Genomic DNA, 16,128 nt, shown 5'->3' on the forward strand with positions numbered 1-16,128 from the left:
CGTAATCCGATTACGGCAAACCGTCAACGCGTTATGATCCGCCCGATGCGCGACTGGATACCGGTCCCCGGGACCGCGAAGGCCCGACTCGTCTCGGCCGCGATCCGCCGTTTCGAGGCGGACGGGTTCGAGGCCGCCGCCGTCGCCGCGCTGGCGGCCGACGCCGAGGTGACGACGGGCGCCCTCTACCACCACTTCGGCTCCAAACTCGGCCTGTACCAGGTGGTCCGCGAGGAGATGGAGCGCCGCGTCGTGGACCGGATCGCCGGGGCGGTCGCCGTGGCCCCCGACGGCCGGGCCCGCATCGCCGCGGCCCTGCTGGTCGCCTTCGACGCCGCCGTCCACTTCAGCGTCTGCCGAATCCTCGCCGAACCCACCCCCGCCAACCACCCGGACCCGATCGCCGACGCCCTGCACCCGCTGGTGCCGACCCCACCCACGGCCACTGTCCTGGCCGCGGCCTGGCGCGCCGCTCTGCTGACCGCGAACGAGAACCCCAAGGCCGCGCGGGCCGCCTTGGAGTACGTCGTCGGATGAAGGCGGAGCCTCGAACCGCGACTCTGTGCCGCGCAGTCAGTTTGAACAGAATTGTCCAGTTGGGAGCGCCGCGCCGATGTCGATCATCCATGCTGGACGTCGGTGAACGCCGTTCTCGGATGAGAAGTGGACATCACTGCCCAGACCGCTGACCACTACTTCTGAGTATCGTTCGCGTGTCACGCTTTTGACAGGTTCTTGGGGGCAATCTGCGCCGACGAAGCGGTAACGCGTGCCGCCGTTCGTCGATACTCTGATCAAGTCAAGCGCGAGCCTCGGAGTTCGTGCGGTGTCGGCCAATCACGGGAGTCCCGCGCCAGGTGCGCGGCTGCTTGCCGTGCGCGGAAGTGGAGAGGCTTCAGGATGACCTCGGCGGGTGCGGCCCCGGTCGCGGTGTCGGTCGACGTGTCCGCGCTCGGGAAGCGGGGCGCGCCGCTCGGGCGCGGTGGAGAGGCCACCGTTCGAGAACTGTCGCACTTCTCCGTGCCGACGTGGAAAGGCCCGTTGGTCTACAAGGAATATCGCAGACCGCACGAGGACCCGGCTCGACTTCGCAAGATCGTCCGGCTGCGCGAGCAGCTGACACCCGCGCGCCGCGCCGTGCTGGACCGCATCGCGGCCTGGCCGCTTCGGGTGGTGGAGGACGCGGGCGACGTCGTCGGCCTTGTTATGCCACGCATCCCCGACGACTACTTCGCCGACGTGCTCAGCCCGACGGGCAAGCGACTGAGGTTCCCGCGTGATGTCGAGAGCCTGTTCATCGCTCCCCGCTTGGCCGCGCGGCTCAAGCACCAGGTTCCCACCGACGAACAGCGGATCTCCGTGTGCCGCGACTTCGCGGCCGCGCTGGCCTTCCTGCACGACGAACTGGACGTCGCCTTCGGCGACATCAACCACGCCAACGAGCTGTACCGACTGGGACCCAAGACCGGCGTGTTGCTCATCGACTGCGACGGCGTCCGGCCCCGCGGCGTCGTCACCATGCACAAGCAGCTCAACACCCCCGACTGGGTTCCCCCGGAAGGCGGCGTCCTCAACCCGGAGACCGACCGCTACAAGTTGGGCCTGTTCGTGCTGCGCTGCTTGGCGCCGGGTGCGTTCGGCGCGGCCCAAGTGGACCCGGGCGCGGCCGCGGGGGTGCTGGACCAGGAAGGGCAGAGTCTGCTGCGAGACGCCCTCGGCGCGGTGCCTGCCGCCCGGCCGACGGCGGCCCGCTGGCGGAGCTACCTCAACACGGTGCTCGGGGACTACGACGATCCGCCGGAGCTGACCGACGCCAAGACCACCCGGCGGTTCGTGCTGCGTGGACAGCCCGTCGAGATCGCGTGGACCGCGCGGCGAGCGGTCGAGATCGAAGTGCGCGCCGAGGGCCGCTCGGTCACCTCCGACGGGCGCGCGGGTTCGGGCACCATCGCCGTCGACCTGCTCAGCACCGGCTTCATCCAGGTCCGGGCTCGCAACGACGTCGGTGAGGACACCACGCTGCTCGGCCCGGTCGCGGTGCTTGAGCCGCCGCAGCAGACAAGCATGCCTGTCCTGCTGCCGCCGGTGGTCTTCCCCGAGCTCGATGACGCCATGCCGGTACTTTCGCTTCCGGAGCCCCCTGCCCCCGCACTGCTCCCGCCGCCCGCGATCGCGGTGTCGGAACCGCAGGCCGCCACGGCGCTGCGCATGCGCGTCGCGCTGGCCCCGCCGTTCTCCACCAGCGAGATCATCGGTGCGGGCCCCGTCTTCTCCTTCGACCGAACGACCCCAGCGGAAGAGGCCCCATGAGCGCCCCACTCCTGCTTGCCCGGCTGGCGGGCGCGCGCCCGCACGTGCTGCGCAACGCCCCGGGCGACCGGATGAAACACGCCGCGATGGGAGGCGTCCTGCTCACCACGTCGGGGTTGGCAGGGGTGTCGGCGTTCTTCGCGCTGTACTCGGCGCTGGACCTGTCGGTCACCGCCAGCCTCGCGGCCGCCCTGGTCTGGGCGATCATCGTGCTCAACCTCGACCGGCTGCTCGTGATCGGCATGAACGCGGTGAGCGGCGGCTGGCAGCGCTTCTTCCTCTCCCTGCCCAGGATCATGCTGGCGCTGGTGATCGGGGCGGTCGTGTCCACGCCTCTGGTGCTGCGGGTCTTCCAGCCGGAGATCGAGTCCGAGCTGGTGAGCATGCGGGCCGAGGCGCTGGAGCGCAGCAACCGCGAGCTGGACGCGGCCTTCAAGCAGATCGAGGACCTCACCGTCCAGGAGGCGGACCTGCGCGCCACCATCGAGGGCCGCAACCCGACCGCGGTGTCGGCCGACTCGGACGTGAAGGCGGCCAAAGAGCGCTACGAGGCCGCGGACGAGACCTACCGCAAGGCCCAGCAGCAGGCCGAGTGCGAACTCGACGGCACCTGCGGCACGGGGGTGCCCGGCGTCGGCGACTCCCAGCGCCAGAAGCAACGCGAGGCCGACGAGGCCAAAGCCGACCGGGACCGAGCCCTCGCCGACCTCGACCGCGTCACCGCGGAGGCCGAGCGACGCATCTCGGACGGTCAAGCCAGCGCCGTGGAAGCCGCGCAGGCGAAACTGCCCGACGTCCAAAGCGACCTCCGGGTGGCCCAGGAGCGCAAGCGCGCCGCGGAGACCGACGCGTCGGAAGCAGAAAGCGGCAACACCGGCCTGATGGCGAGGATGACCGCGCTGGACCGCCTCGGCGACAAGAACGACAGCGCCGCCACCGCGCACCTGTTCCTCTTCCTGCTGTTCCTGTGCATCGAGATCCTCCCCGTGCTGGTCAAGCTGATCACGTCGTTCGGCACGAAGTCGCTGTACGACCGCATGGTCGAGCGGGCCGACGACGACGCCGACGACCTCGACCAGCGGGAGGCGCGCGTCCAGCGGGCCCAGCGCGACATGGAGGACAAGGCGCGCATGGATCTCGCCCAGCAGCGGGTCGACGCCCAGCTGGAGGTCGGTAGGCGGACCACCGATGAACTGGTCGACCGCCAGACCGGTATCGCGCTGCGCTCGGTGGAGGTGTGGGCCGAACTGGCGATGCTGCGCACCGACGAGCAGCTCACCGAGTGGTACCAGCGCAACCTCGCCCAGGTGAACGGGTTCGGGCCCGTGCCCGCGCGGACAGCAGGCGTCGACCCCAACGCCCCGACCATCCGGGTCCGGCCGGTGACCATACCCGGCGTCGGCCCGACAGCCCCTTACCAGCCGGTGAACGGCGCCAACCACTCGACCTACCGTCCCTAGGAGGACAGCCGTGGAGACCGAACGCGGGAAACTGCTCCCGTTCTACCTTGTCGTGGACGTCTCGTACTCGATGCAGGGCAGCAAGCTCAACGCCGTCGCTCAGATCGTGCCGACCATCATCGACGCGCTCGCCAAGGCGCCGATCCTGTCGGACAAGGTGCGTTTCGCGCTCATCGACTTCTCCGACGACGCCCAGGTCCGGCTGCCGCTGTGCGATCTGCTCGACGAGCACATGGTGATCCCGTCGCTGTCGGTGCGGGGCTCGACGTCCTTCTCCGCGCCGCTGCGGCTGCTGCGCGCCGAGATCGAGTCGAACATCAAGCAGCTCAAGGCCGACGGCTTCGCCGTGCACCGGCCCGCCGTCTTCTTCCTCAGCGATGGCGAGCCGACCGAGGCCGACTCGGTGTGGCAGGCTGCCTTCTCCGACCTCGTCTTCTACGACAAGGCGACCAAGCAGGGCTTCTCCATGTACCCCAACGTGATCCCGTTCGGCGTCGACGGCGCCAATCCGCACAAGCTCCAGCAGATGATTCACCCGGCCACCGGGACCAAGCCGATGCGCATGTTCCTCTCCGACCACGGCCAGGACCCGGGGAGTGCGATCACGGCGATGGCCGAGATCCTCATCTCCAGCATCCTGATGTCCGGGCAAAGCATGGCCGCAGGCAACTCCGGCATCCTGCTGCCCCCGGACGACGACCTCCCGGGCGGGGTGAAGTCGTTCGGCTCCGACGACGACTTCGTGTGACCGGCGTGCTGACCGACGAGACATCCGGCTACCGGCCGTACGTGATCGGCGAGCCCGGTCGCGCGCCGGGTCTGGTCGTGCCGAGGGTCAAGGCGCGTCTGTGGAACCGCAAGGACACCGAGGTCGACGGTTTCCGGGTGGACGGTCCCGTGCCCGGGACAGCCGTGCAGGTCCGGGCGGCCAGTGTGCGCGGTCTTTCGCACCGGGCCTACGGCAATGTCCGCCAAGACGCCTATGGCGTCCGGGTCACCGAGGACGGCAGGCACCTCATCGTGGCCGTGGCCGACGGGCTGTCTTCTGGCGAGCTGTCTCACATCGCCGCGGAGGCCGTGGTCGGGGAGGGGATCAGCTTGCTCAGCGCTACGCTCGCCGACGAGCGGCGCGCGGTCGACTGGAGTCGTTTCTTCTCCTGTCTGGTCGAAGCCGTGGAGCGCAACTGCCGCAGGGACCTTCGAGAGCGGGCATATGCCCAAGCCGACACCCTCTCACTGGCGGAGGTTGCCGCGCTGATGGCGGCGACGGCGTCCTTCGCGGTCCTGGACATGATTCCCGTCGACGGAGCGCATCCCGTGACCACGGGGTCGATCGGCGACACTTCCACCTGGGTGTTGGAGCGTGAAGGACGCTGGCGTCCGACCCAGCCGGTGAAGAACGACGGCGCGGAGCTGCACAGCTCGGCGACCAAAGCCGTGCCGCTGTCGGCCGAACCGCTGGTGGCGACGGCGCGGGTCGGTCCGGGAGACGCGCTGCTGGTGATGACCGACGGGGTGGGCGATCCCCTTGGCCACGGCACGGGCGAGGTGGGCAAGCGGCTCGGCGAGCTGTGGCGCACTCCGCCGCACGAGCTGGACTTCGCCGCGCAGGTCAGTTTCGCGCGCAAGACCTACGACGACGACCGCACGGTCGTCGCGCTCTGGCCCTGCGTGCCGTGACGGCGACGGCCATCCCGCCGTCCGCGCTCGGCACGCTCGGACCTCTGCTCGGCAAGGGTGGGCAGGCGTTTGTCTACGCCGCTCCGGAGGTGGTGCTGCGGGATGTGCCGTGGCCGGTGGTTTACAAGAAGTACCGGCCAGGCCACAACCCGCCAGGCGGGCTGGACAAGCTCGTCGCCCGCAGGCTTCGGCTCGACCCGCTCAAGCGCGGCAGGCTCGACAGCCTCACCGCGTGGCCGCTTCGGGTCGTCGCCGATGCGACAGCGGTGCACGGCGTGCTGGTCCGGTTGATCCCGGACTCGTACTTCGAGGAACGGCTGCTGCCCAGCGGCACTCCGGACCGGTCCTTGCGGGAGTTCCAGCATCTGCTGATCGACCCGGAGCGGGCGCGGCGGCTGGGCATGCCCGCGCCCACCAAGGTGCAGCGGGCGCTGGTGTGCCGCGACTTTGCCGCGGCGGTGCACCTGCTGCACGACGAGGGTGTCGTCATCGGCGACATCAACCCGAAGAACGCGGTGTACCGGCTGGACCGCAGACCCACGGCGATGCTCGTCGATTGCGACGCCGTTCGGCTGCGCGGCTCGGTCGCGGTCGTCGCCCAACTCGACATGCCCGACTGGGATGCGCCCGAGCCGCGTCCCAGCCAGGCCACCGACCTGTACAAGCTCGGTCTGGTCGTGCTGCGCCTGTTGGCTCCGGGCGATGGCGGGTCCGTCTCGCGCGATCGGACGCGCGTCGCCGGTGTCCTCGACCGCGAGGGACGCGCGCTGTTGGCGGCCGCGCTCGGTCGCGATCCCGCGGTGCGGCCCTCCGCCAGGGTCTGGGGCCGCTACTTCGACAGGGTGCTCGCCGGGAGGCCGCCTGAACCGGAGGCCACGACGACGGCGTCGTGGCGGCGCGGTCCAGGCGGGACGTGGGTGCGGGAGGGCTGATGGCGTTGCTCTGCACCTTGTGCTCGCTCCCGCCGGCGGGTTCCTACGAGCTGTCGATGCACGGAGAAGCGACCTGCGCCTCCCACCCCGTCGTGTCCCGCTGCGCGCTGTGCGCCCGTCCTGGGCCCGGGATGGGCGCTTCCGGGTGGAGCGGCTGGGGCATCGGGTCCCGCTGCCCGCGTTGTTCGGCGGGCGCGATCGAGACTCAGCACGACGCACGCGCCCGGATACCCGTCGTCCGGGCCGCCATGGCCGACATCGGGATCGCGCTGACCCGGAGGGTCCGCGTCACCCTCGCCGACCCGGCCAAGTTGTCGCGGACCCCGAACGCTCCGCCAGGTGTCCTCGGCCTCACCCACCAGCTCGGCGGCCCGTCGGGCTTCGCCACGGTCGCCATCGAGATCGCGAGCGGTCTGACCCCCACCCACTTCGGCGCCACCCTGGCCCACGAGATCGGCCACGCCTGGCTCGCCGAGCGCACAGCGGACGTGATCTCCCCGCTGCTTGAGGAGGGGGTGTGCGAGGTGTTCGCCGGCGCGTGGCTGAAACGACGCCCCGACCCGCTCGCCGCGAGCTTGCGCGACGCCATGGCCGCCAATCCGGACCCGGTCTACGGAGCGGGGTACCGGGCGGTCCGCGCGGCTGTCGCCGCGAAGGGGATTCGCGCGGTACTCCACAGCGTCACCAGGAGCGGATCACTGCCCTGAGCACGGAGCCCAGGTCAGCGGCGGAAGCGGCCGGGGCCGATGGCGGCGATGAGGAGGAAGATCCAGCAGTAGAGGGCGGCGGGCTCGCCCATGTTGTGCAGGGGGAGCAGGGCCATCGACTGGTGGACGGTGAAGTACGCGTAGGCCATGACGCCGGACAGGGCGATGGCGGTGGTGCGGGTGCGGACGCCGAGTAGGAGCAGGGTGGCGCCGATCAGCTGGATGACGCTGCCCCACCAGCCCGGCCAGGAGCCGAACTCGACGGCGGTTCCCTGGCCGTCGATGCCGCCGAGGAAGCCGAAGCCGACCAGCGCGTGGCAGCCGAACAGGAACGCCACCACCACGCGGAACGCCGCGATGACGAGCTGGGTGGTGCGCTGGGAGGTGGCGGCGGCGCGGACGCGCTCGACCACGCCGTTCGGGCGGGCGGGGGTCGCCGGGACGGTGCTGGTCTGGTCGGGGGTGCTCTGGCGGGTGGCGGTCATGTCGTCCTCCTGGGCTGCTCTCAACCTCGGGTCTCACCAAGGGGTCGAAGCAGCCGCGCCGGAATCGACACCTCCGCCGAGATCTTTTCCGGGGATCAGTTCCTGGTCGCCACCCGCACCGACGCGACGTCGGCCCCCGTCACCCGGATCTCCAGGTCCCCCACCCTCGGCCCCGCCTGGCGCACCGAGACCCACGACGTGCGCAGCGTCCCCGTCCTGGCCCGTCCCGGCGCGGTCATCCCGTTCGGCGCCCGGGAGGACCCCTTCGACCACGACTTCGCCGACGGCGTCCTGCGTGTGTTCGCCCCCGAAGCCCTCCCCGAGGGCGTCGACCGCGTGGTGACGGTTCCCTCGCCCACCGGGGAGGTCGCCGCCGTCTTCACCGTGCGCCGCTCCGGGAGCGCGCTGCTCGCCACGGCGGTCCAGTCCACCGGCGCGTGGTCGGTCGCGGTGGGCACGGGCGAGGCGGTCTCCGGCGGCCGGGGGCCGGGGACGGTCCGATGGGGAGCAGCGCGTTGATCCAAGTGGAAGATTCCCCGGGTGGCTTTGGTGTGAGTGAATCGTCCCTATGACCTTCACGCGTGCCAGGGCGGCCGTCGTCACGGTGTTCGTCGCGGTGTTCGTCGCGGTGCTGGGCCTGGTGGTCCAGCCCGCCGCGTCGGCGCACCCCGACGCCGACAACGTCGCGGTGTACCCGCCCATCCAGGGCGCCTCGACCTGGGACCGCTTCGGGCAGTCCGGGCCGCACAGCCACCACCGGGTGTTCTTCAACTGGGGCTACCGCAACGACTGGTCGGTCGACATCTACCGCCACCCCGGGGCCACCGTGGTCTCGCCGTTCGGCTCCAGGACGGCCTCCGGGCACCCGGTGTCGGTGCGTGTGGTCACCGTCCAGCCGGGCTGCGCCACCGGCTCCCTGGCCGACGGCGGCTACCGGATCGGCCTGGAGGCCCGCGACGACACCACCGGACAGGTCCTCGGCCGCGCCGACGTCATGCACGTGGCGAACAAGCCCGCCTCGATCGGGGTCGGCGCGGTCGTCGGCCCGTGGACGAAGCTGGGCGAGACGGGCCGCTTCCGCTACTCCTCGTGCTACCAGGTCAACGGCGACAGCGGCGCGCACATCCACCTGGAAGTGATCAACCAGCACCGCTACGCCTGCTACGTCCGGCGCGGGGCCAACACCGAGCTGCACGACGAGACCGTCATCGGCCGAGCGGGGGTGCACTACGCGGGGCCGGTCGCCGCGTGCTGACCAGCGCCGGGATCTCCTTCGCCGCGACGTAGGCGTCCACGGCGTGGTGGGTGGCCAGGCGTAGGACGTCGATGTCCAGGGCCGTCGCGGGGCTCGGGATGGCCAGGACGGTCATCCCGGCCGCGTGCGCCGACCGGATGCCTGCCGCGGAGTCCTCCACGGCCAGGCAGCGCGCGGGCGGCAGCCCGATGCGGTGCGCGGCCAGCAGGTACGGGTCGGGCGCGGGCTTGCCGTGGCGCACGTCGTCGCCGGTCACCACCGCGCGCAGGCGCGGGAGCAGCCCGAAGGCGAGCGCGACGGCCCGCACGTAGCGCGCCGGGGACGCCGAGACCAGCCCGACCGGCCCCAGCCCGGCGGCGGTGGCGACGAGGTCGTCGGCCCCCGGCAGCAGCCCGAAGCGCCCCTCGGCCATCGCCGCGACCATGACGTCCACGCAGGCCGACGCCGCGCGCTGCGGGGTGAGCCCCGGGCAGCGGTCGGCCAGGTACCCGCTCCAGAAGGCGGTGCTGCGCCCCTGGATCGCCGCCCAGTCCTCGGCCGTCCAGCGGTGCCCATGGCGCGCGGCCACGGACCCGAGCGCCCGCTGCCATGCGCCCGCGCTGTCGACCAGGGTCTCGTCCAGGTCGAACACCGTGGCCGCGAGCATCAGCGGACCCCGCCCGCGGCCTCGGGCACCCGGGACACCGCCGCGATCTCCTCAATGGAGACGATCGTCAGCCACTGCCTGCCCGCGAACGCCCGCAGCCCCGCCATCCTGGCGACGTCGCCGTCCTCCTCGCACACCTCGCTGATCACCGCGACCGGCGCGAGCCCGCACAGCCGCATCAGCTCCACCGACGCCTCGGTGTGCCCGCGCCGCTCGGCCAGCCCGCCGGACCGGGCGCGCAGCGGGAACACGTGGCCCGGCCTGCGCAGCCCGGCGGGCTCGATCGCCGGGTCGGCGAGGCGGCGCAGGGTGTGGGCGCGGTCGGCGGCGGAGATGCCCGACCCGATGCCGTCGGCGGCGTCGACCGAGACCGTGTAGGCCGTCTGCTCGGGGTCCTCGTTGCGCGCCACCATCGGCGGCAGGAGCAGCCGGTCGGCCACTTCGGGGGCCATCGGCGCGCACACCAGTCCGCTGGTGTGGCGCATGTAGAAGGCGAGTGCCTGGGTGGTGGCGTGCTCGGCGGCCATGACGAGGTCGCCCTCGTTCTCCCGGTCCTCGTCGTCGACGACGATCACCGGCCTGCCCGCCCGCAGGTCCATGACGGCGGCCCGCACGGCGTCGCGGCGGGCCTGCCTGGGGAGCGCGATGTCCATGCCCGCCATGATCGCCAGCCGCCCGGCCGCGCCGCTGGCTGGACGCGGCCGGACAACCCGATCTGATGATCCCCAGTGGACGGTCACATACGCGTCGGCGCGTCGATCCCCAGCAGTTCCAGGCCCCGGGTCAGCACGGCCGAGGTCAGCGCCGCCAGCGCCAGCCGGGAGGCCCGCACCTCGGCCGGGGTCGACTCCGCCAGGATCGGGCAGTTCTCGTAGAAGCCGGTGAACGCCGTCGCGGTCTCGAACAGGTGCTGGCAGACCTTGTGCGGGGCGTAGCCCTCCACCGCCGCCGCGACGGCCGACGGGAACTGCGCCAGCTTGAGCCCCAGCGCGCGCTCGGCGGGCTCCTGCAGCCGGATCGGGCCGGGCGCGGTGTCGCCTGCCTTGCGCAGGATCGAGTGGATGCGAGCGTTGGCGTACTGCAGGTAGACCGAGGTGTTGCCCTCGGTGGAGAGCATCCGCTCCCAGGTGAAGGTGTAGTCCTTCTCCCGGTCGCCGGACAGGTCGGCGTACTTGACCGCGCCCAGGCCCACCGCGCGCGCCACCTCGGCTTGGGCGTCGGCGTCGAGCCGGGAGCGCTCGGCGACCAGCTTCGCGGCGTGCTGCACGGCCTCCTCCAGCAGGGCGACGAGCTTGATCGTGCCCCCGGAGCGGGTGCGGATGGTCTTGCCGTCCGCGCCGAGCACCGTGCCGAATCCGATGTGGACGGCCGAGTGCCCGGTCTCCAGGTAGCCCGCCATCGCGGCGGCGGAGAACACCATCTGGAAGTGCTGGCTCTGCGGCAGGCCGACCACGTACAGCAGGTCGGTCACGCCCCGCTCGCGGACCCAGTACCGCACGGTCGCCAGGTCGGTGACCGGGTAGCCGTAGCCGCCGTCGCGCTTGCGCAGGATCAGCGGCAGCGGGTCGCCGTCGCGGTTGGCGAAGCCGGGCGGGAACACGCACACCGCGCCGTCGCTGACCGAGGTGATGCCCAGCGCCTCCACCTCGGCGATGGTCTCGGCCAGGTAGGGGTTGTAGAAGCTCTCCCCGTAGATGTCCTCGTCGGTCAGCGACGTGCCGAGCAGCCCGTAGACCTTCCCGAAGTGCCGCGCCGACTCCGCGACCAGGTCCCGCCACAGCGCCAGCGTCGCCTCGTCGCCGCTCTGCAGGGCGACCACGCGCAGGCGGGAGCGGTCGGCGAAGTCGGGGTCGGCGTCGAACTTCTTGCGCGCGGCCTGGTAGAAGCCGTCGAGGTCGCCGATGGAGTGCTCGCCCGCCCCGCCGAGGTCGGTCAGGTGCTCGATCAGCATCCCGAACGGGGTGCCCCAGTCGCCGAGGTGGTTGTGCGGGATCACCTCGTGCCCGGCGTAGCGCAGCAGCCGCAGCAGCGACTCGCCGATGATGGTGGAGCGCATGTTCCCGACGTGCATCTCCTTGGCCACGTTCGGGCTGGAGTAGTCGAGGGCGAAGCGGCGCGGCTCGGCGGTGGCAGGCACGCCCAGCCGCTCGTCCAGGCCGTCCAGCGCACCGGCCAGCCACGCGGTGTCCAGGGTGAAGTTGATGAACCCCGGCCCGGCCACCTCGCTCGCGGCGACCTCGGGCGCGTCGAGGGCGTCCACGATGGCCTGGGCGACCTCGCGCGGCGGCCTGCCGAGCTTCTTGCCCAGGCTCATCGCCGCGTTGCACTGGTAGTCCGCGCCCGCCCGGCCCGATGGCCGGATCAGCGCCTCATCGGCGGTGATGTCCACGCCCGTGGTCGCCAGCGCGTCGGCGACCCGCCTGCCCAGCAGCTGCTGAAGCTCGCTCACGCCGACCACGTCCCCGGGTCCGCCTCGGTCTGCGCGCCGGTGGCCATGTCCTTGACCTCGTGCGCCTTGCCGTCCTCGAATGGCGGGAACCACACGAACGGGATGCCCTTCTTCTCCGCGTACTTGAGCTGCTTCTTGAGGTTGCTGGCCTGGTGGTAGACCTCGGTGTTGATCCCGCGCGCGCGCAGCGCCGCCGCCGTCGCGATCGACTCCCCGCGCCGCTCCTGCGACGGGATCGCGACCAGCACCGCCGTCGGCGACTTGGGCCCGGTCTCGATGAGCCCCTCGGCCAGCAGCTTCGCGAAGATGCGGGTGAGCCCGATCGACAGGCCGATGCCGGGCAGCTTGCGCCGGATGAACGACCCGGCCAGGTTCTCGTAGCGCCCGCCCGAGCAGATGCTGCCGTAGCCCGGCCAGTCGAGGAACTTCCCCTCGTAGACGGTGCCGGTGTAGTAGTCCAGCCCGCGCGCGATGGACAGGTCGGCCACGACGCTGCCGCTGGGCAGGTCGGCCAGCGACGCCATCACGAAGCCCAGCTCGTCCAGGCCCTCGCTGAGCAGCGGCGACTCGACCCCGAGCTTGCCGATCTCGTCCACCACGCCCGCGTCGCCGCCCCGGATCCGCGCCAGGTCCAGCACCGCGCCCGCCTGCTCGGCGCTGAGCCCGGCCTGCCGCAGCAGCTCGCCGACGCCCTCGGCGCCGACCTTGTCCATCTTGTCGGCGATGCGGATGACCGCGATCGGGTCCTCGATGCCCAGACCCTCGTAGAAGCCCTGGAGCACCTTGCGGTTGTTGATGTTCAGCGACCACGGCGGCAGCCCGAGCCTGGTCAGCACCTCGTGGATGATGCGCGGGATCTCGGCGTCGAAGTGCAGCGGCACGTCATCGACGTTGATCACATCGATGTCGCACTGGGTGAACTCGCGGAAGCGCCCCTCCTGCGGGCGCTCGCCGCGCCAGACGCGCTGCATCTGGTAGCGCTTGAAGGGGAAGTCCAGTTCGTTGAAGTGCTGGGCGACGTAGCGGGCGAAGGGCACCGTCAGGTCGAAGTGCAGGCCGAGCTTGGCATCGCTGCCGTCCTTGGGGTCGGCCTGCAGCCGCCGCAGCGTGTAGACCTCCTGAGAGGTCTCGCCCTTGGCGGTGAGCACGTCCAAGGACTCCACGGCGGGAGTCTCGATGTTGGCGAACCCGTAGCGCTCGAAGGTCTCGCGGATGCGGTCCAGCCAATGCAGCTCGACTCGGCGGACCTCGGGCAGCCACTCGCTGAAGCCGCTGATCGGTGCCGGTCGGACCACTTGCTGGTCGCTCATCTGCTGGTCTCTCTTCAAGTAGGGGCTACCTGGAGAGATGGTATTAGGTGCCTGCGAGCGCTTCAGACCTGCGTGGAGCCGTCGGGTGACTCACGCCACTGCGCGAAGGGCTTGTCGAGGTTCCAGCGCCCGCCCGCGTAGGTCAGCACCCGGTGCTCGCAGTGCGTCGGGTTGGACAGCGACTCGAACAGGTCGATGCTCCAGGAGAACATCCGCCTGCACAGCAGCCGCGTGGTCAGCCCGTGCGAGACGACCAGCGCCGTCTTGGGGTGCGCGGTGTCGTACTCGACGCGCTGCTCCAGCTCGTTGAGGAAGCTGGCGACCCGGTCGTCCACGTCGGCCCCGGACTCCCCGTGCGCGAGCCGGTAGAAGAAGTGCCCGAACTCGTGGCGCTTGCGCTTCTGCACCTCCTGCTCGACCGGGTCCTGCAGGTTGCCCCAGTCCTGCTCGCGCAGCCTCGGCTCCTGCACCCGCCGCTCGATCCGCTCGCCGAGCCCGAGCAGCTCGAAGGTCCGCACGGCGCGCACGTAGGGGCTGACGTACGCCGCGACCCGCTCGTCGCCGAGCAGCGCCCGCAGCTGCTCCCCGGCCGCGCGGGCCTGGCCCTCGCCGCGCTCGGTGAGCGGGAGGGCGTGGTCGGGGATGCGGCAGTAGGCGAGTTCATCGATGTTGCCGAGGCTCTCCGCGTGCCGCAGGAGAATGATCCGCACCCCTCCATACTGCCGGTTGTGGCCACCCGGTGGCAGGTCAATAGGGTGGAAGCACCGCCAAGGACTAAAGGAGAACTACTGTGAGCGTCCCTCAGACCGTGGCTGTGGTAGGTGGGGGAACGATGGGCGCTGGGATCGCCCACATCTTCCTGGCGGCGGGGTCACGCGTTGTGCTGGCCGAGGCGGACGCCGAGCGCGCGGCGGCGGGCGCGCAAGCGGTTGCGGCGTCTCTGCGCAAGGCCCAGGAGCGCGGAAAGCTCCCCGCCGGGTTCGCCGACGCCGAGGCCGCGCTGACTGGTCTGACCACTGTGGACAGCCTGTCCGCTGTGCCCGCCGACACCGGTTTGGTCATCGAGGCCGTGCCCGAGGACCTGGCGCTCAAGCAGGCCGTGCTCTCCCAGGTCGCCGCCGCCTGCCCGGAGGCGGTCCTGGCTTCCAACACCTCGTCGCTGTCGATCACCAAGCTGGCCGAGGCCCTGCCCGCCGAGCGCGTGATCGGCATGCACTTCTTCAACCCGGTCCCGGTGCAGGCCCTGGTCGAGCTGGTCCACCACGCCGGCATCGGCGCGGACGTCCTGGCCACGGTCCGGAGTTGGGCGGAGGCGCTGGGCAAGACGGTCATCGAGGTCCGCGACTCCCCGGGCTTCGCGACCTCGCGCCTGGGCGTCGCCGTCGGTCTGGAGGCGATCCGCATGCTGGAGGAGGGTGTCGCCTCCGCCGAGGACATCGACACCGGCATGCGCCTGGGCTACGCCTGGCCGATGGGTCCGCTCACGCTGACCGACCTCGTCGGCCTGGACGTGCGTCTGTCCATCGCCGAGCACTTGGAGCGCGAGCTGGGCCCGAGGTTCACCCCGCCAGCGCTGCTGCGCGAGAAGGTCGCGCGCGGCGAGCTGGGCCGCAAGAGCGGTCAGGGCTTCTTCACGTGGTGAGCGTCCGCCCCTTCGCCGAGTCCGACACCGACGCCTTCCAGCGGCTGCGCAGGCTCGCCTTCAGCGCCACCGACGGCCTGGGCTCGCCACAGGCGTGGTCGGGCCTGGTCGCCGAGGACGCCTCGGGTGTGGTGGGCGCGCTGCGCGCGTGGGACTACCGGCAGTTCTTCGGCGGCCGGGCGGTGCCGTGCGGGGGAGTGGCCAGCGTCGTGGTGCTGCCGCACGTCGGCGGGCAGGGGGTGGCGCGGGACCTGCTGCGCGCATCCGTGCGGATGATGCGCGAGGCCGGTCAGCCGGTCTCGGCCCTGTACCCGACGGTGCCTGCGGTCTACCAGCGCCACGGCTGGGAGCAGGTCGGCGCGCTGGAGCGCCTGCCCGTCCCGATCGACGTGCTGACCCGGCTGCGCCCGGAGCTGCCGGTCCGCCCGGCGGCGGAGTCCGACCTGCCCGCCCTGCACGCCGCCTACCTGCGCACAGCGGCCAGGGTCGACGGCATGCTCGACCGCTGCGGCCCCGCCTTCACCCTGGGCGACGTGCTGGACCTCGACTTCGTGCACGTGGTCGAGGGCCGCACCGGCCTGCGCGGCTACCTGACCGCGGACAGGCGCAGCGACGCCTTGGTCGTCCACGACGTGATCGCCGACGACGCCACGACGGCCACAGCCCTGCTGGCCAGCCTCGGCTCCTGGTCCTCGGTCGCCGCCGAGGTCACCCTGCGCCTCATCGACCCAGCCGTCGAGCTGCTCCTCGCGCGCACGGCGACGGCGATCGACGTGCACCCGTGGATGCTGCGCGTGGTCGACCTGCCCGCCGCCGTCGCCGCCCGCGGCTGGCCCGCCGTCTCCTCGGCGAGGCCCTTCGCGGTGGACATCGAGATCACCGACTCCGACGCACCCTGGCACGCCGGACGCCACCGCCTGGTGTGGGACGGGGAGAAGGTGACCTGCGAACCCGGCGGCTCGGGCGACGTGCGACTGGGCCCCCGCGGCCTGGCGGCCTGGTTCGCCTGCGCCGCCGACACCCACACCCTGCGCCGAGCGGGCCTGCTCACCGGCGGCCCGGCGGACGGCCTGGACACCCTCACCGGAGGCCGGCGCCTGGTCAGAATGGCCGACGAGTTCTAGGCGGTCGCCAACGCCTCCTCTCCCAGCCTGACGAAGGTGGCGAGACTGACCGGAATGAACGCGAGCTCCGCATCCCCGACCACCAGCCCCGCGAACACTTTCAAATGCTCAGACCTCTCTCCCCCCTC

At 71.5% G+C, this 16,128-nt stretch carries 17 protein-coding genes; 11 read left to right on the forward strand and 6 right to left on the reverse strand.

Translation table 11 applies throughout. The features are described from left to right. Nucleotides 1-45: 45 nt before the first annotated feature. From ACFPM7_RS08390 to ACFPM7_RS08420, 7 genes are all read left to right on the forward strand, one after another. Complete coding sequence (locus tag ACFPM7_RS08390; RefSeq protein WP_378245636.1) at nucleotides 46-537, forward strand: TetR/AcrR family transcriptional regulator; 492 nt, start codon at nucleotides 46-48, stop codon at nucleotides 535-537. A gap of 363 nt (nucleotides 538-900) precedes the next feature. Next, a complete protein-coding gene (locus ACFPM7_RS08395) occupies nucleotides 901-2,310 on the forward strand; it encodes a hypothetical protein (RefSeq protein WP_378245638.1) in 1,410 nt (469 codons plus the stop codon). Continuing rightward, complete coding sequence (locus ACFPM7_RS08400) at nucleotides 2,307-3,770, forward strand: DUF4407 domain-containing protein (protein ID WP_378245640.1); 1,464 nt, start codon at nucleotides 2,307-2,309, stop codon at nucleotides 3,768-3,770. The genes ACFPM7_RS08395 and ACFPM7_RS08400 overlap by 4 nt, the downstream gene beginning before the upstream one ends. 10 nt (nucleotides 3,771-3,780) lie before the next feature. Further along, nucleotides 3,781-4,518 (forward strand): vWA domain-containing protein, encoded by a 738-nt coding sequence (locus ACFPM7_RS08405; RefSeq protein ID WP_378245642.1) that lies wholly within the window; start codon nucleotides 3,781-3,783, stop codon nucleotides 4,516-4,518. After that, nucleotides 4,515-5,450 carry a protein phosphatase 2C domain-containing protein gene (locus tag ACFPM7_RS08410; protein ID WP_378245644.1) on the forward strand — a complete coding sequence of 312 codons (936 nt, stop codon included), beginning with the start codon at nucleotides 4,515-4,517 and terminating at the stop codon, nucleotides 5,448-5,450. Before ACFPM7_RS08405 ends, ACFPM7_RS08410 begins: the two co-directional genes overlap by 4 nt. Continuing rightward, nucleotides 5,447-6,382, forward strand: coding sequence for a hypothetical protein (locus tag ACFPM7_RS08415; protein WP_378245646.1), 936 nt, complete (start codon nucleotides 5,447-5,449; stop codon nucleotides 6,380-6,382). Before ACFPM7_RS08410 ends, ACFPM7_RS08415 begins: the two co-directional genes overlap by 4 nt. 56 nt (nucleotides 6,383-6,438) lie before the next feature. After that, on the forward strand, nucleotides 6,439-7,089 hold the full coding sequence (locus ACFPM7_RS08420) for a protein DA1 (RefSeq protein WP_378245648.1): 651 nt from the start codon (nucleotides 6,439-6,441) through the stop codon (nucleotides 7,087-7,089). A 14-nt stretch (nucleotides 7,090-7,103) separates the two neighbouring features. On the opposite strand, the gene ACFPM7_RS08425 is transcribed toward ACFPM7_RS08420, so the two are convergent. After that, nucleotides 7,104-7,574: a DoxX family protein gene (locus ACFPM7_RS08425; protein WP_378245650.1), complete on the reverse strand. Its 471-nt coding sequence runs from the start codon at nucleotides 7,572-7,574 to the stop codon at nucleotides 7,104-7,106. 198 nt (nucleotides 7,575-7,772) lie between these two features. Between ACFPM7_RS08425 and ACFPM7_RS08430 the strand changes: the two genes are divergently transcribed. Then, nucleotides 7,773-8,093, forward strand: coding sequence for a hypothetical protein (locus ACFPM7_RS08430; protein WP_378245652.1), 321 nt, complete (start codon nucleotides 7,773-7,775; stop codon nucleotides 8,091-8,093). Between the two features lie 49 nt (nucleotides 8,094-8,142). Next, nucleotides 8,143-8,829: a hypothetical protein gene (locus ACFPM7_RS08435; RefSeq protein WP_378245654.1), complete on the forward strand. Its 687-nt coding sequence runs from the start codon at nucleotides 8,143-8,145 to the stop codon at nucleotides 8,827-8,829. Here the strand turns inward: ACFPM7_RS08435 and ACFPM7_RS08440 are convergent. The 5 genes from ACFPM7_RS08440 to ACFPM7_RS08460 form a co-directional block, all read right to left on the reverse strand. Next, nucleotides 8,780-9,475: an HAD family hydrolase gene (locus ACFPM7_RS08440; RefSeq protein ID WP_378245656.1), complete on the reverse strand. Its 696-nt coding sequence runs from the start codon at nucleotides 9,473-9,475 to the stop codon at nucleotides 8,780-8,782. The two genes, ACFPM7_RS08435 and ACFPM7_RS08440, sit on opposite strands and share 50 nt — an antisense overlap. Continuing rightward, nucleotides 9,475-10,128, reverse strand: a complete 654-nt coding sequence (gene ribB, locus ACFPM7_RS08445; protein ID WP_378245658.1) for a 3,4-dihydroxy-2-butanone-4-phosphate synthase — start codon at nucleotides 10,126-10,128, stop codon at nucleotides 9,475-9,477. The genes ACFPM7_RS08440 and ribB overlap by 1 nt, the downstream gene beginning before the upstream one ends. 83 nt (nucleotides 10,129-10,211) lie before the next feature. Then, nucleotides 10,212-11,933, reverse strand: a complete 1,722-nt coding sequence (gene argS, locus ACFPM7_RS08450) for an arginine--tRNA ligase (protein ID WP_378245660.1) — start codon at nucleotides 11,931-11,933, stop codon at nucleotides 10,212-10,214. Continuing rightward, nucleotides 11,921-13,234 carry a histidine--tRNA ligase gene (gene hisS, locus ACFPM7_RS08455; protein WP_378245662.1) on the reverse strand — a complete coding sequence of 438 codons (1,314 nt, stop codon included), beginning with the start codon at nucleotides 13,232-13,234 and terminating at the stop codon, nucleotides 11,921-11,923. Before hisS ends, argS begins: the two co-directional genes overlap by 13 nt. A gap of 62 nt (nucleotides 13,235-13,296) precedes the next feature. Then, nucleotides 13,297-13,944 (reverse strand): histidine phosphatase family protein, encoded by a 648-nt coding sequence (locus tag ACFPM7_RS08460; RefSeq protein ID WP_378245664.1) that lies wholly within the window; start codon nucleotides 13,942-13,944, stop codon nucleotides 13,297-13,299. A gap of 122 nt (nucleotides 13,945-14,066) precedes the next feature. Here ACFPM7_RS08460 and ACFPM7_RS08465 point away from each other — a divergent pair, with 122 nt between their 5' ends. Beyond that, nucleotides 14,067-14,876 carry a 3-hydroxyacyl-CoA dehydrogenase family protein gene (locus ACFPM7_RS08465; RefSeq protein ID WP_378245665.1) on the forward strand — a complete coding sequence of 270 codons (810 nt, stop codon included), beginning with the start codon at nucleotides 14,067-14,069 and terminating at the stop codon, nucleotides 14,874-14,876. Continuing rightward, a complete protein-coding gene (locus ACFPM7_RS08470) occupies nucleotides 14,873-16,000 on the forward strand; it encodes a GNAT family N-acetyltransferase (RefSeq protein WP_378245667.1) in 1,128 nt (375 codons plus the stop codon). Before ACFPM7_RS08465 ends, ACFPM7_RS08470 begins: the two co-directional genes overlap by 4 nt. Nucleotides 16,001-16,128: the final 128 nt, after the last annotated feature.

Origin of the sequence: Actinokineospora guangxiensis (genome assembly GCF_042657845.1) — a bacterium.
GTDB lineage: Bacteria > Actinomycetota > Actinomycetes > Mycobacteriales > Pseudonocardiaceae > Actinokineospora > Actinokineospora guangxiensis.

What these genes read in the sequence shown, in the direction of transcription:
- ACFPM7_RS08395 (WP_378245638.1), top strand. Translation starts at nt 901, where the DNA reads ATGACCTCGGCGGGTGCGGCCCCGGTCGCGGTGTCGGTCGACGTGTCC.
- ribB (WP_378245658.1), bottom strand. Translation starts at nt 10,128, where the DNA reads ATGGACATCGCGCTCCCCAGGCAGGCCCGCCGCGACGCCGTGCGGGCC.
- ACFPM7_RS08400 (WP_378245640.1), top strand. Translation starts at nt 2,307, where the DNA reads ATGAGCGCCCCACTCCTGCTTGCCCGGCTGGCGGGCGCGCGCCCGCAC.
- ACFPM7_RS08435 (WP_378245654.1), top strand. Translation starts at nt 8,143, where the DNA reads ATGACCTTCACGCGTGCCAGGGCGGCCGTCGTCACGGTGTTCGTCGCG.
- ACFPM7_RS08425 (WP_378245650.1), bottom strand. Translation starts at nt 7,574, where the DNA reads ATGACCGCCACCCGCCAGAGCACCCCCGACCAGACCAGCACCGTCCCG.
- ACFPM7_RS08465 (WP_378245665.1), top strand. Translation starts at nt 14,067, where the DNA reads ATGGGCGCTGGGATCGCCCACATCTTCCTGGCGGCGGGGTCACGCGTT.
- ACFPM7_RS08390 (WP_378245636.1), top strand. Translation starts at nt 46, where the DNA reads ATGCGCGACTGGATACCGGTCCCCGGGACCGCGAAGGCCCGACTCGTC.
- ACFPM7_RS08440 (WP_378245656.1), bottom strand. Translation starts at nt 9,475, where the DNA reads ATGCTCGCGGCCACGGTGTTCGACCTGGACGAGACCCTGGTCGACAGC.
- ACFPM7_RS08420 (WP_378245648.1), top strand. Translation starts at nt 6,439, where the DNA reads ATGCACGGAGAAGCGACCTGCGCCTCCCACCCCGTCGTGTCCCGCTGC.
- hisS (WP_378245662.1), bottom strand. Translation starts at nt 13,234, where the DNA reads ATGAGCGACCAGCAAGTGGTCCGACCGGCACCGATCAGCGGCTTCAGC.